We start from the raw sequence: 13760 nt of genomic DNA, 5'->3' as shown, positions 1-13760 counted from the left end.
GGTTCATCGAAAAGGCGGCATTCAACTGCCGCTTTTTTGTGCCTGAAATTCGTCGCATTCCATGACTGTAAAGCTCACGATAGATTGCATGGGAGGCGACCACGGGCCGTCCGTGACTGTGCCCGCTGCCGTCAACTTCGTTCGCTCGCATCCCGATGCGCATCTGATGCTCGTCGGCATCGAAAGCGCGATTCGAGCACAACTGAAAAAGCTGAAGGCGGCAGACGATCCGGCACTCACGGTCGTACCCGCTTCCGAGATCGTCGCAATGGACGATCCGGTTGAAGTCGCGCTTCGTAAGAAGAAAGACTCGTCGATGCGTGTTGCACTCAATCGCGTCAAGGAAGACGAGGCGCAGGCCTGTATCTCCGCCGGCAATACCGGCGCGCTGATGGCCGTTTCCCGTTATGTTCTTAAAACGCTCACGGGCATCGAACGTCCGGCGATTGCGTTCGCGCTGCCCAATCCCACCGGCTACACGACCATGCTCGACCTCGGCGCGAACGTCGACTGTGAGCCGCAGCATCTGCTGCAGTTCGCCGAGATGGGGCATGCGCTGGTGTCGGCCGTCGAAGGCAAGGAGCGCCCGAGCATCGGGCTCCTGAATATCGGCGAAGAGGTCATCAAGGGCAACGACGCCATCAAGCGCGCAGGCGAGCTTCTGCGCACCAGCACGCTGAACTTCCGCGGCAACGTGGAAGGCAACGATATCTACAAAGGCACCGTCGACGTGATCGTCTGCGATGGCTTCGTCGGTAACGTTGCGCTGAAGACGTCCGAAGGCCTTGCGCAGATGCTCTCCGACATCATCAAGGAAGAATTCGGCCGTTCATGGATGACCAAGGTGATGGCATTGCTTGCGCTGCCCGTGCTGCTGCGTTTCAAGAAACGCGTCGATCACCGGCAATACAACGGCGCGGCGCTCCTCGGCCTGCGCGGGCTCGTGATCAAGAGCCACGGTTCGGCCGACGCCTACGCGTTTGAGTGGGCAATCAAACGCGGGTATGATGCCGTCAAAAATGGCGTTCTGGAACGTCTCGCCCGCGCGATGGAGGAGAACGCGGGTTCACTCGAACAGGCGACGCGCGAAGCGGGCAGCGCGGGTTCCGCGAGCCAGATGGCGAGCCCGATCGCGGGTCCGATTTCTGGCCAACCGGCCGAGCCCTACAGCGCACTATCCTCGAAGGCATAATGGCTCAATCCACTATCTACTCCCGCGTGCTGGGCACGGGCAGCTATCTGCCGCCCAACCGCGTTTCCAATCAGGATCTGGCTGACCGTCTCGCGAAGCATGGCATCGAGACGAGCGACGAATGGATCGTGGCCCGCACGGGCATCCACGCGCGCCACTTTGCCGATCCCGATGTCACGACGAGCGAACTCTCGCTGATCGCATCGCAACGCGCGATCGAAGCAGCCGACGTCGATCCGCAATCGATCGATCTCATCATCGTCGCCACGTCGACGCCGGACTTCGTATTCCCGAGCACGGCCTGTCTGCTACAGAACAAGCTGGGCATCAAGAATAACGGTGCTGCGTTCGACGTGCAGGCCGTGTGCTCAGGTTTTGCCTATGCCGTTGCGACGGCTGACAGCTTCATCCGAAGCGGGCAACATCGTACTGCGCTGGTGGTCGGCGCCGAAACGTTCTCGCGCATCCTCGACTTCAACGACCGCACGACGTGCGTGCTGTTCGGCGATGGCGCGGGTGCCGTTGTGCTGCAGGCATCGGACCAGCCGGGCGTGCTGGCAAGCGCGCTGCATGCGGATGGCAGCTACTCGGACATTCTCTGCACGCCGGGCAATGTCCACGGCGGCATCGTCCAAGGCAGCGCGTTCCTGCACATGGACGGCCAGGCGGTGTTCAAGCTCGCTGTCAACGTGCTCGAAAAGGTCGCTATCGAAGCGCTGCAGAAGGCCGATCTCAAGCCCGAGCAGATCGACTGGCTGATTCCGCACCAGGCCAATATCCGCATCATGCAGAGCACGTGCCGCAAGCTCAGCCTGCCGCAGGAGCGGATGATCGTCACCGTGCACGAACACGGCAACACGTCGGCCGCGTCGATTCCGCTCGCGCTCGACGTTGCGGTTCGCGACGGACGCATCCAGCGCGGCCACAACGTGCTGATCGAAGGCGTGGGCGGCGGCTTTACGTGGGGCGCTTCGGTCTTCCGCTTCTGACGACGACCGGGCGATCGTGCCTGTGCGCCGCCGAGAGCGGCTGCGCGGGCCTGCGCGCGCCACGCACAAACTGAATTCATCGAATTGGGGACGATATGAAATTTGCGTTCGTTTTTCCGGGACAGGGCTCGCAGTCGGTCGGCATGCTCAATGCATTCGCCGATCACGCAATCGTGCGCGAAACCCTCCAGGAAGCCTCCGACGCACTCAACCAGGACCTCGGCAAGCTGATCGCCGAAGGCCCGGCTGAAGACCTGAACCTGACGACCAATACCCAACCCGTAATGCTGACGGCTGCCTACGCGATCTTTCGTGCGTGGCAGACGGCAGGCGGTCCGGCGCCCGTGATCGTCGCCGGCCACAGTCTCGGCGAATACACGGCGCTCGTCGCCGCCGGCGCGCTGAAATTCCGCGACGCCGTGCCGCTCGTGCGCTTTCGCGCGCAGGCGATGCAGAACGCGGTGCCCGTCGGTCAGGGCGGCATGGCCGCGATTCTCGGCCTCGATGACGACACGGTGCGCGGAGTGTGCAAGGAAGCGTCGACGGCGGGCGTCGTCGAAGCGGTCAACTTCAATGCGCCTGCACAGGTCGTGATCGCCGGCCACAAGGCTGCCGTCGAACAAGCATGCGAGGTCGCTAAGGCAAAGGGCGCGAAGCGCGCGTTGCCGCTGCCCGTGTCCGCGCCGTTCCATTCGTCGCTGCTCAAGCCCGCATCGGATCAGCTCCGCGAATATCTGGCGAGCGTCGAAGTGCAGGTGCCGTCGCTCCCCGTTGTGAACAACGTCGATGTAGCCGTCGTCAACGAGCCTGCTGGCATCAAGGATGCGCTGGTTCGTCAGGCGGCGGGCCCCGTGCGTTGGGTCGAATGCGTGCGGTCGATGGCGAGCCAGGGTGTCACGCACGTGGTCGAATGCGGTCCAGGCAAGGTGCTGGCGGGCCTGACCAAGCGTATCGACGGCAATCTTGCCGGCGCGTCGATCATCGATCCTGCAACGCTCGACGAAGTGCTGAAGCTCGTCACGGCCTGAACGTCTCCTTGCGAGGCGGCAACGAATCAAATAGCCCTGCATTTGCAGGGCACTGCGGAATTCAATGATGGAAAAGACTCTCGATAAACAGATCGCGATCGTGACGGGCGCTTCGCGTGGCATCGGCCGCGCAATCGCCATCGAACTCGCGCGTCAGGGCGCGACGGTGATCGGCACGGCAACGAGCGAAAGCGGCGCGAATGCGATCACGGAAGCGTTCAAGTCCGAAGGTCTGAACGGCCGCGGCGCCGTGCTGAACGTGAACGATGCCGCAGCGGCGGAAGCGTTGATCGACGGCACTGTGAAGGAGTTCGGCGCGCTCAACGTGCTGGTGAACAACGCGGGCATCACGCAAGACCAGCTCGCAATGCGCATGAAGGACGAAGACTGGGACGCCGTGATCGACACGAACCTCAAGTCTGTGTTCCGTTTGTCGCGCGCGGTCTTGCGTCCGATGATGAAGGCGCGTGGCGGCCGGATCATCAACATCACGTCGGTGGTCGGCTCGGCGGGCAATCCCGGGCAGGCGAACTACGCGGCCGCGAAAGCGGGCGTCGCGGGCATGACGCGTGCGCTTGCACGTGAAATCGGCAGCCGCGGCATTACCGTTAACTGCGTCGCACCAGGTTTCATCGATACGGACATGACGAAGATGCTTCCCGAAGAGCAGCAGACAGCGCTGAAGGCGCAGATTCCGCTCGGCCGTCTCGGCAGCCCGGAAGACATCGCACACGCTGTGACGTTCCTTGCATCGCCGCAGGCCGGCTATATCACCGGCACGACGTTGCACGTGAACGGTGGCATGTATATGTCGTAATCAAATTCGGTTACTATCCGCGCCTTGATGCAATTCAAAGCGCCAATAGGACGGCTTTACAGCAACCGTGTGCGTCGCTTTTTTACAGATGCAAACCTGATAAAATGCGCGCACCTGTATTTATGAACTTTTTCCCTTGGAGGGGTAATGGACAATATCGAACAGCGCGTCAAGAAGATCGTTGCAGAGCAACTCGGCGTTGCCGAAGCGGAAATCAAGAACGAAGCATCGTTCGTGAACGACCTCGGCGCTGACTCGCTTGACACAGTTGAACTGGTGATGGCTCTCGAAGACGAATTCGGTATGGAAATTCCGGATGAAGAAGCCGAGAAGATCACGACGGTTCAGCAGGCGATCGACTACGCTCGCGCTAACGTCAAGGCCTAAGGCCATTCGCGCCCGCCTGGTTGCCTCGGCTGCTGCGAACGTCGCAGCGCCCGCTGTCGCGGACACCCTGTCGTGCCGCGGGGCGGCGCAAGCAGGGCAGGCGCCGACATCCATGCGCATGCGCGCGATCCTGACGGCGCCGTTCGAGGTGCACTGGCCGATGCAGCGGCTATCGGCTCTTTCGTCATTGCGCTTACTGATGCAGTTTCTGGTGTTCGCACCACTGTATCGGTTAGCGTATTCGTCAGCGCGCAGGTCAGCGTTCGTCAGGTTAACAGCCACAGGGTTCACAGGACGCTTTCCTGTGGGTACTGTGGCTTTTGTTTTGTCATCTATGGAAAAGGGGTTACCGTGAGCCGTCGTCGTGTTGTTGTTACAGGCCTGGGGCTTATTTCGCCTGTTGGCAATAATGTTGCCGACGGCTGGGCCAATCTGGTCGCAGGCAAGTCCGGCATCGCCAACATCACGAAGTTCGACGCGTCGAACTTCTCCACCCGCTTCGCCGGCGAAGTGAAGGGCTTCAATGTCGAGGACTACATTCCCGGCAAGGAAGCGCGCCACATGGACACGTTCATCCATTACGGCGTGGCGGCCGGTATCCAGGCAATGCAGGACAGCGGCCTCGAGATCACCGAAGCGAATTCGGAGCGCGTCGGCGTGGTGGTCGGCTCGGGCATCGGCGGCCTGCCGATGATCGAAGTCACGCAGACGGAACTGCTGAATCGCGGCCCGCGCCGCATTTCGCCGTTCTTCGTGCCCGCGTCGATCATCAACATGATCTCGGGCCATCTGTCGATCAAATACGGCCTGAAGGGCCCGAACCTGGCGATGGTGACGGCTTGCACGACGGGTCTGCACTGCATCGGCGAGGCATCGCGCCTGATCGAATACGGTGATGCCGACGTGATGATCGCGGGCGGCGCGGAATCCACGGTTTCGCCGCTCGGCATCGGCGGCTTTGCGGCCGCGCGCGCGCTTTCGCAGCGTAACGACGATCCGGCGACGGCGAGCCGTCCGTGGGACAAGGACCGCGACGGCTTCGTGCTCGGCGAAGGCGCGGGCGTCATGGTGCTCGAGGAATACGAGCACGCAAAGGCACGCGGCGCGAAGATCTACGCGGAAGTCAGCGGCTACGGCATGAGCGGCGACGCGTACCACATGACGGCACCGCTGGAAGACGGCGACGGCGCGCGCCGCTGCATGATCGCGGCGATGAAGAACGCCGGCGTGAACCCCGATTCGGTGAACTACCTGAACGCGCATGGCACGTCGACGCCGCTGGGCGACCTCGCGGAAACCACGGGCATCAAGCGCGCATTCGGCGGTCACGCGAAGAGCATCGTCGTGAACTCGACGAAGTCGATGACGGGGCACCTGCTGGGCGGCGCCGGCGGTCTGGAATCGGTGTTCACGGTGCTGGCCGTGCATCATCAGGTTTCGCCGCCGACCATCAACATCTTCAACCAGGACCCGGAATGCGATCTCGACTACTGCGCGAACACGGCGCGGGAGATGAAGATCGACGTCGCGCTGAAGAACTCGTTTGGGTTCGGCGGCACGAACGGCACACTGGTTTTCAAGCGCGCCTGAGCGTTTGACGGCTTCACCGTCGCCGCCGGGCCGTCCGGCAAATGCTTCCGCGGCGGACGCTCCCCGTCTCGCCCTGAACGGCGGACCTTCGCAGCGCATCGCGCTGCGAAGGTCCGCCGCGTTGTATCTGGTGACGGCGCTGTTCATCGTCGTGGCCGTCGCCGCCGTCTGGGCGAGCGTCGCACCCCGTTTCGGCATCTTCCGGGCTGCGCTGACGGGTGCAGCTGTTTTCGCCATTCTTGCGCTCGCAACCGTCCGTCATGCGCGCAACGAGCCGCACGCATTTAAAATCGGGCCGGATGGGATATCAGTCTGGATCCGAACGGGAATATTGCTCGCTCAGGGCCGTATCGTTGGATGCAGTCAATGGAGCGACTGTCTTCTGATGCTGTCACTGGAAGGCGAGGGCAGCAGATTACACCGGGTCCTGATCGCAGCCGACATGCTCGAGCCCGACCTTTTTCGCGAGCTTGCCGTGTTCGCGAGGCGCAGCGCGCACGTCTGAGAGACCGTCAGTGCGGCCCCGCGCCTTGACTGTAAAGACTGTAACCGCTGTTACGCGTGTAACTTGCCATCTTGAAGGGGAAGCTACAATGGTGCCCCACCACACGCGCAAAAGTTAACGGATTTATCAGGTGAGCGAAAAAGAAATAGATCAGGTGCTGGTTGAACGCGTCCAGAACGGCGACAAGGCCGCGTTCGAGCTTCTGGTCTCGAAGTACCACCGCAAGATCATCCGGCTGATCTCGCGCCTCGTGCGGGATCCCGCCGAGGTCGAGGACGTGGCCCAGGATGCCTTCATCAAGGCATACCGGGCGCTGCCCCAATTCCGCGGCGAGTCCGCGTTCTATACGTGGTTGTACCGGATTGCCGTCAATACGGCCAAGAATTACCTTGCGACCCAGGGCCGGCGCGCGCCCACTTCGACCGAAGCGGACGCTGAAGAGGCTGAAACTTTCTCCGATGCTGACCAACTAAGGGATATCAACACGCCCGAGTCGATGTTGATGAGCAAACAGATCGCAGAGACGGTCAATGCTGCGATGGCGGTTTTACCGGAAGAACTGCGCACCGCCATTACTCTTCGTGAAATTGAAGGTCTGAGCTACGAGGAAATCGCTGAAATGATGGGGTGCCCGATCGGCACCGTCAGGTCGAGAATTTTCCGCGCTCGCGAAGCCATTGCGGCAAAATTGCGTCCGTTGCTTGACACACCCGAGGGCAAGCGCTGGTAACGTCTGTGGGACACAGCGGCTAGCCGGCCTCGCGGACAGCGGCGCAGTATCTGGGTTAAGTGGTGTCACTACGGGGCGTCTGTAAAGATGGGGAGCATCATGGGGTCGGTTTCGATGCCAATGCAAACAAATGCGCAAGCAAGCTCGCATCGCGAGCGTCTGTCTGCTTTTGTCGACGGGGAACTGGTCGACAGCGAGCATCCGAACACAATTCTTGCCGCACTGGACCATGAAGGCCGTGCGACATGGTCGTGCTATCACCTGATCGGCGACGCGCTGCGTTCCGACGATCTGGCTATCAGTCCGGCCGCAAGTAGCGCGTTCATGAGCGGCTTCGCAGCCCGTTTCGAAAGCGAGGCCCATGTGCTGGCGCCTGCTTCGATCCCGGTCGCGCGCCGCCTGTTGTCGTTGCGCCGGCGCGTGATTCCGGCTTTTGCCGTCGCCGCGGCTGCCGCCACGCTCACGTGGATCGTGATGCCGCAACTGCAGGGCATGAACACGGCGGGCTCGGGCGTCACGCAGGTCGCGTCGGTCGCACCGCATTCGGACTCGATGCAGCGCGTGGCGATGGCCTCGATGCCGGCCGCGACCACGGCGCAGGCCAATGCCCAGGACGGCAACATCATTCGTGACGCGAACCTCGATCAATATCTGGAAGCGCATCAGCAGTTCGGCCAGCAGCCTGTCGTGTCGGGCTCGATGCCGTTGCTCCGCGCGGCCTCCCTGACGACGCAGGGCCAATAGTCTGATGCAGAGTCTGCGGTTGAAAAAAACGACTATCTGGGGGCGGCTGCCGGCATTCCTCTTCTGCGCGGCCGTGATGTTGTCTGCAACGTCGCACGCCTTTGCGCAAACTGACGATTCCGCCGCCCGGCACAGCGCGGCGGAACTGCTGAACCGGATCCACCAGGCCGCCCAGCAGCAGAACTACGAAGGCGCATTCGTCTATCAGCGCGGCAATTTCGTCCAGTCCTCGCGTATTTCGCACTACACGACGCGCAACGACGGCGAATTCGAAGCGCTCGAAAGCCTCGATGGCAAGCCTCGCAAGATGCTGCGTCATAACGACGAGTTGTACACGTTCGTGCCTGAGCGTCATCTGTGCGTCGTCGAAAAGCGGCAGAACAAGGATTCGTTCCCGGCACTCCTGTCGGCAAGCGGCGATCAGGTACTGACCGTCTATGACCCGAAGATGCTGGGCACGGACCGCGTCGCCGGTATCGACAGCCAGGTGATCGAGCTCGATCCGAAGGATGCCAACCGCTTCGCCTACAAGTTGTGGGCCGATACGAAGACAGGCTTGCTGCTGCGCGCGCAGACGCTCGATCCGAGTGGCCAGGTGCTCGAACAGATGTCGTTTTCGCAGATCCGCGTCGGCGTTCCCGCCGACAAGGGACCCATCGCGAACGGCATCAAGAACACGGCCGGCTGGACCGTCGTGCGGCCGCCCGTCGAGCCCGTCGATATGGAAGCGCAGGGCTGGCAGGTCGCGCCGCCCGTCGCGGGCTTCCACAAGATACGCGAGCTGCGCCGGCCGATGGCGGCGGCCGATCCGTCCAATCCGCCTATTCCCGTCGATCAGATGGTGTTCTCGGATGGCCTCGCGGCATTGTCGATCTTTGTCGAGCCGGTCGAAAAAAGCACACGCAAGGAAGGGGCGGGAAACAGCGGCGCAACGCACGTGCTGGTCAAGCGGCGCGGCGATTTCTGGATCACATTGCTTGGGGAAGTGCCTCAGGCCACGTTGCAGCAATTTGCGGCTGCCATAGAATACAAGCCTTCCCGGTAAATCCTTCGGTTCGCTACGACATGACGACTCTTTCGGTGCGCAAATTCTTCGCGGCCGCAGTGCTGGTGGCTTGTCTGCCGTTGATGCCGCACACGGCATCAGCGGCGCCTGCTGCCAATCTGCCCGATTTCACCGATCTGGTCGACAAGGTCGGGCCCGCCGTCGTCAACATCCGCACGACGGCGAAGGTCACCAGTTCGGCGCGCGGCTTGCCGCCCGGCATGGACGACGGCGATATGTCGGAGTTCTTCCGGCGCTTCTTCGGCATTCCGATGCCTAACTCGCCGCAATCACCGGGCACGCCGAATTCGCCGAATTCTCCGCGAGGTGGCAACAACGATCAGGACCAGTCGCCGGATGGCGGTGGCGACACCGAGCAGAACAGCGGTGTCGGCTCGGGCTTCATCCTGTCGCAGGATGGCTACGTGATGACGAATGCCCACGTGATCGACGACGCCGACACGATCTACGTCACGCTCACCGACAAGCGCGAATTCAAGGCGAAGCTCATCGGCGTCGACGATCGCACGGACGTGGCCGTCGTGAAGATCAACGCGGCGAATCTGCCGACGGTGCCGATCGGCGATTCGAACAAGGTGCGCGTCGGCGAGTGGGTCGTCGCGATCGGCTCGCCGTTCGGCCTCGAAAACACGGTGACGGCGGGCATCGTCAGCGCGAAGGGCCGCGACACGGGTGACTATCTGCCGTTCATCCAGACGGACGTGGCCGTGAACCCGGGCAATTCGGGCGGTCCGCTGATCAACATGCAAGGCGAAGTGATCGGCATCAACTCGCAGATCTACAGCCGCACGGGCGGCTTCATGGGTATTTCGTTCGCGATCCCGATCGACGAAGCGATGCGCGTGGCCGATCAGCTGAAGGCTTCAGGCAAGGTCGTGCGCGGCCGTATCGCCGTCGCGATCGGCGAAGTGACGAAGGACGTGGCCGATTCGCTTGGCCTGCCGAAGGCGCAGGGCGCGCTCGTCAGCAGCGTCGAGCCGGGTGGTCCCGCCGACAAGGCAGGCGTGCAGCCGGGCGACATCATCCTGAAGTTCAACGGCCATAACGTCGACACGGCGACGGACCTGCCGCGCATGGTCGGCGATACGAAGCCGGGGACGAAGGCGACGATCACGGTCTGGCGCAAGGGCCAGACGCGCGAGGTGCCCGTGACGGTCGCCGAAATGCAGCCGGACAAGACCGCGAAGGCCGAGCAGAAGAAGCCGCCTGCGCCGAAGCCGCGCGCGTCGAATGCGCTGGGCGTCGCCGTCAGCGACATTCCCGCCGACCAGTTGAAGTCGCTCAAGCTGCGCAACGGCGTGCAGGTCGACGCCGTCGACGGTCCGGCTGCGCGCGTCGGGTTGCAGCGTGGCGATCTGATCCTGCGCATCGGCGATACGGACATCACGAGCGCGAAGCAGTTCGAAGAAGTGACCTCGCATCTCGATTCGTCGAAGATGGTCGCGCTACTGGTTCGCCGTGGCGACAACACGCAGTTCGTGCCGATCCGCCCGCGCGCGGCGAAGTAATCGACCGTGGCATCGCTGACGCTTTACGGACGCGCGTGGTGCCACCTCTGCGACGACATGCGCGCGGCGCTCGAGCCGTTGCTGGCGGAGTTCGGTGCGCATGTCGAAGTGATCGACATCGACGCCGATCCGTCGCTGGAAGCGCGTTACAACGACTGGGTGCCCGTGCTGGTTCATGAGGGCGTCGAGTTGTGTCACTACCATCTCGACGAAGCGCGGGTGCGCGCGGCGCTAGCTGGTCATCGCGCTACGCCGGCATGCTGAATGGGTCGCCGCGAGCCGCAGCAGATAAGGCCGCGACAGCCGGCCAGAGAGCACGGAATGACTCCCGCCGCCCGCAAGACGCGCCCGTCGACACCCTTTTCGGCTAAAATAGACAAGTTTTGTGCGACACGCACGCTCGTGTCCGTTCGCTCACGTTACGAGCATCGACCGTAGTAGATAGTACTTTAGCCTCCTCGGGGGCCATTTAATGTGAAGCGGAAGGCGGTGTATCTAAGCCGTTAGAACGCAGTGTATTACCCTGATTACCGTCAGGGCCCGCCCAGTCAGCGGCTTCATCTCCGCCGACCTGGGGGGATGATGTATGCAACTCCCCTGCGCTTTCAACGGCCAGGGGTTCGCAAACCGATACGAGCGAAAAGCTCGGAGTGTCATTGTTCATCCGCAACAGCCTCAGGTTGGGGAAGTGAACCTGCTGTACGACCAGCAGTAGCCTAGGAAGACATGCGTCATTGGCAACGATGGGGTGTGAAGCTCTTCTGACAATGTATCCCCCAGATGTTGTGGGCAAACGTGCCTGTGAAGGCACGACTTGGAGACTCCGAGCAGAGACGGGGTTGAGGAGCTAGGCTGGCTGACAAGGTTAATGTAAGTGAACTGCTGATAAACCTCGTTACTATTGATGAGCCAAATCTGCTGACAGGCTCTGACCAAAACGGTATGCGGTCGGATAACTCGCTGGAACTTCGGGTTACGTCGTCATCGGATCGCCGGGGGAAAGGTAGAACCTAACTCAGTCGTGTGACACGCCGGGAACGTGGTAAGCCTGTATGGTTGCCAGCTGTTGTTTGGCTGGCAGGCGAACCGCAAGGGACGCTGTTGATTGTGCAGGTATGGGAGGACGGAGAAAGCGAATGCCGGGCTGTAATGGTCCGGATAGGGGTTGGGACATTACCCCACGCGATAAGCGGGCAGACTTCCGTCTGGTCTACCGTCGCATGACGGCTGACTACCCTCTGTAACTTGGTTAGATGCAGGTGCATGCGCCTGCATTGAGTTTGTTTGTTGTTCCCCAGCGGGGTGTGTCTGCCCCGCTGGGGTAGATGCGCCTTCTACCTGGGGACTTTTCCAAGTAGGAGAGCAGCATGAAAGTATCTGGTCGAAAGACCGGGTCTGCGCTTTCCCACGCGCCGGATAACTGGTACGCCGTAGATTGGCGTCGGGTTGAACGGAACGTGAGAGGGATGCAGATTCGAATTGCGAAGGCGACGCGGGAAGGTGACTGGCGCAGGGTGAAAGCCCTCCAACGGATGCTAACCCGCACGTTGTCCGCAAAGCTGTATGCGGTACGACGTGTTACGCAGAACCAGGGTGCGCGAACGGCTGGAGTCGATCGCGAGCTGTGGGATTCGCCTGAGAGCCGGTGGGAAGCCATCGGCAGGTTGAAGCGGCGCGGATACAAGCCTCTGCCATTACGGAGAGTCTTTATCCCCAAAGCCAATGGAAAGGAGCGCCCGCTGGGCATCCCGACCATGCGGGACAGGGCGATGCAGGCTCTGTATCTGCTGGCGTTGGAGCCGGTGTCGGAATCGACGAGCGACCCGAACTCTTATGGGTTCAGGATAAACCGATCGACGGCCGATGCTATGGGTCAGGTACGCGCTTGCACATCCCGGAAGGATTCGTCCCGATGGGTACTGGAAGCCGATATCAAAGGCTGCTTTGACCACATCAACCACGACTGGCTGGAGAACCATGTCCCCATGGACAGGGAGATTCTCCGGAAGTGGTTGAAGGCTGGCCTGATTTACAAGGGTCAGCTACAGGCGACTGAGGCCGGTACGCCGCAGGGAGGAATCATCTCCCCGACGCTGGCTAACGTGACGCTGAACGGGCTCGAACGTGAACTGATTGCGCACCTGCGTGCGACATTCGGAATCGGTAAGGCCAGAAAGCTGAAAGTGAATGTGGTGCGATACGCGGATGATTTCGTGATCACTGGCGTCTCGAAAGAGGTGCTGGCTGACGTGGTCCGACCTTGGGTGGAAGCGTTCCTTGCTGTTCGAGGCTTGCAACTGTCTGAGGCCAAAACGCGCATCACACACATCGATGACGGCTTCGATTTCCTTGGCTGGAATTTCCGGAAGTACTCTGGAAAGCTCCTGACCACGCCGAGCAAGAAAAACGCGCAAGCGTTCTACCGCAAGGTGGCGGATACTGTCAGCGGTCACAAGATGATGAAGCAGGGCGATTTGATCAATCTGCTGAATCCGATGCTACGAGGATGGGCTCAGTACCATCATCACGTATCAGCCAAGCAGGCGTACAGCCGTATGGAGTCGCTGATTTTTCGGCGGCTCTGGCGGTGGTCGAAGAGGCGGCATCCACTGAAGAGAAGCGAATGGGTGAGAAAGCGGTACTTCCACACTATCGGGAATCGACATTGGGTGTTCGCTGCTCCCGTCGCTCGGACTGACGGCAGTCCGGGTTTGCTTGAACTGTACCAACTTAGCGGTACAGCCATTGAGTACCACGACAGGATCCAAGGGGAATTCAATCCTTTTGATCCCAAGTGGGAGCAGTATGGAGAGGAGTTGCGACGGACGCGCATGTGGAAATCACTACGCTACCGGAAGCAATGGGCGACGTTGTATTTCTCACAGAATGGGCTCTGTGCACACTGTGGTTCGGCCCTGACTGACGAGACTGGCTGGCACGATCACCACTTGGTGTATCGAATGCACGGCGGGTCAGATCGTCTCTCCAATCGGGTATTGCTTCACCCGCACTGCCATCAGCAAGTGCACGCTGGACAACTTGTCGTGACTAAGCCGGTTCCATCTTAGATGGAACTTTGCTCGTGGGCTTGAGCCGTATGCGAGGAAACTCGCACGTACGGTTCTTAGGGGGCTCCTCTTCCGCAAGGAAGGGGGGCTACCCTACTCACCTACTTACAAGGCGTGCTCCGCAATCGTCCGAGCG

At 61.3% G+C, this 13760-nt stretch carries 13 protein-coding genes; all 13 read left to right on the top strand.

All coding sequences use genetic code 11. The features are described 5' to 3' along the window. Positions 1-61: 61 nt before the first annotated feature. The 13 genes from plsX (at position 62) to ltrA (ending at position 13624) form a co-directional block, all read left to right on the top strand. Complete coding sequence (gene plsX / locus AB4Y32_RS14090) at positions 62-1192, top strand: phosphate acyltransferase PlsX (RefSeq protein WP_368721918.1); 1131 nt, start codon at positions 62-64, stop codon at positions 1190-1192. After that, positions 1192-2181: a beta-ketoacyl-ACP synthase III gene (locus tag AB4Y32_RS14085; RefSeq protein ID WP_368721917.1), complete on the top strand. Its 990-nt coding sequence runs from the start codon at positions 1192-1194 to the stop codon at positions 2179-2181. Before plsX ends, AB4Y32_RS14085 begins: the two co-directional genes overlap by 1 nt. 95 nt (positions 2182-2276) lie before the next feature. After that, complete coding sequence (gene fabD / locus AB4Y32_RS14080) at positions 2277-3209, top strand: ACP S-malonyltransferase (protein ID WP_368721916.1); 933 nt, start codon at positions 2277-2279, stop codon at positions 3207-3209. Positions 3210-3276: 67 nt separating this feature from the next. Then, positions 3277-4026, top strand: coding sequence for a 3-oxoacyl-ACP reductase FabG (gene fabG, locus AB4Y32_RS14075; protein ID WP_368722125.1), 750 nt, complete (start codon positions 3277-3279; stop codon positions 4024-4026). 147 nt (positions 4027-4173) lie between these two features. Continuing rightward, positions 4174-4413: an acyl carrier protein gene (gene acpP, locus AB4Y32_RS14070; RefSeq protein WP_004197638.1), complete on the top strand. Its 240-nt coding sequence runs from the start codon at positions 4174-4176 to the stop codon at positions 4411-4413. Positions 4414-4764: 351 nt separating this feature from the next. Further along, positions 4765-6003, top strand: a complete 1239-nt coding sequence (gene fabF / locus AB4Y32_RS14065; protein WP_368721915.1) for a beta-ketoacyl-ACP synthase II — start codon at positions 4765-4767, stop codon at positions 6001-6003. A 130-nt stretch (positions 6004-6133) separates the two neighbouring features. Further along, complete coding sequence (locus tag AB4Y32_RS14060) at positions 6134-6508, top strand: hypothetical protein (protein ID WP_368722124.1); 375 nt, start codon at positions 6134-6136, stop codon at positions 6506-6508. Positions 6509-6638: 130 nt separating this feature from the next. Continuing rightward, positions 6639-7238, top strand: a complete 600-nt coding sequence (gene rpoE / locus AB4Y32_RS14055; protein WP_012400242.1) for an RNA polymerase sigma factor RpoE — start codon at positions 6639-6641, stop codon at positions 7236-7238. A gap of 99 nt (positions 7239-7337) precedes the next feature. Next, on the top strand, positions 7338-7982 hold the full coding sequence (locus AB4Y32_RS14050) for a sigma-E factor negative regulatory protein (protein ID WP_368721914.1): 645 nt from the start codon (positions 7338-7340) through the stop codon (positions 7980-7982). A gap of 4 nt (positions 7983-7986) precedes the next feature. Further along, positions 7987-9027 carry a MucB/RseB C-terminal domain-containing protein gene (locus AB4Y32_RS14045; RefSeq protein WP_368721913.1) on the top strand — a complete coding sequence of 347 codons (1041 nt, stop codon included), beginning with the start codon at positions 7987-7989 and terminating at the stop codon, positions 9025-9027. A gap of 20 nt (positions 9028-9047) precedes the next feature. Beyond that, positions 9048-10556, top strand: coding sequence for a DegQ family serine endoprotease (locus tag AB4Y32_RS14040; RefSeq protein ID WP_368721912.1), 1509 nt, complete (start codon positions 9048-9050; stop codon positions 10554-10556). Between the two features lie 6 nt (positions 10557-10562). Further along, complete coding sequence (locus tag AB4Y32_RS14035; RefSeq protein ID WP_268957868.1) at positions 10563-10820, top strand: glutaredoxin family protein; 258 nt, start codon at positions 10563-10565, stop codon at positions 10818-10820. 1103 nt (positions 10821-11923) lie between these two features. Then, entirely contained in the window at positions 11924-13624 is a 1701-nt protein-coding gene (gene ltrA, locus AB4Y32_RS14030) for a group II intron reverse transcriptase/maturase (protein ID WP_368721911.1), read from the top strand. The last annotated feature ends 136 nt before the right edge of the window (positions 13625-13760 follow it).

The sequence above is a fragment of the Paraburkholderia phymatum genome, assembly GCF_040965635.1.
GTDB classification, from domain to species: Bacteria; Pseudomonadota; Gammaproteobacteria; order Burkholderiales; family Burkholderiaceae; genus Paraburkholderia; species Paraburkholderia phymatum_B.
Note: the sequence above shows the minus strand (reverse complement) of the source record. Positions and strands in the feature narration are given on the sequence as shown.

Bases quoted from the DNA above. Each gene is read 5' to 3' on its own strand.
- plsX (WP_368721918.1), top strand. From the start codon at position 62: ATGACTGTAAAGCTCACGATAGATTGCATGGGAGGCGACCACGGGCCG.
- AB4Y32_RS14085 (WP_368721917.1), top strand. From the start codon at position 1,192: ATGGCTCAATCCACTATCTACTCCCGCGTGCTGGGCACGGGCAGCTAT.
- fabD (WP_368721916.1), top strand. From the start codon at position 2,277: ATGAAATTTGCGTTCGTTTTTCCGGGACAGGGCTCGCAGTCGGTCGGC.
- fabG (WP_368722125.1), top strand. From the start codon at position 3,277: ATGGAAAAGACTCTCGATAAACAGATCGCGATCGTGACGGGCGCTTCG.
- acpP (WP_004197638.1), top strand. From the start codon at position 4,174: ATGGACAATATCGAACAGCGCGTCAAGAAGATCGTTGCAGAGCAACTC.
- AB4Y32_RS14050 (WP_368721914.1), top strand. From the start codon at position 7,338: ATGGGGTCGGTTTCGATGCCAATGCAAACAAATGCGCAAGCAAGCTCG.
- AB4Y32_RS14045 (WP_368721913.1), top strand. From the start codon at position 7,987: ATGCAGAGTCTGCGGTTGAAAAAAACGACTATCTGGGGGCGGCTGCCG.
- AB4Y32_RS14040 (WP_368721912.1), top strand. From the start codon at position 9,048: ATGACGACTCTTTCGGTGCGCAAATTCTTCGCGGCCGCAGTGCTGGTG.
- ltrA (WP_368721911.1), top strand. From the start codon at position 11,924: ATGAAAGTATCTGGTCGAAAGACCGGGTCTGCGCTTTCCCACGCGCCG.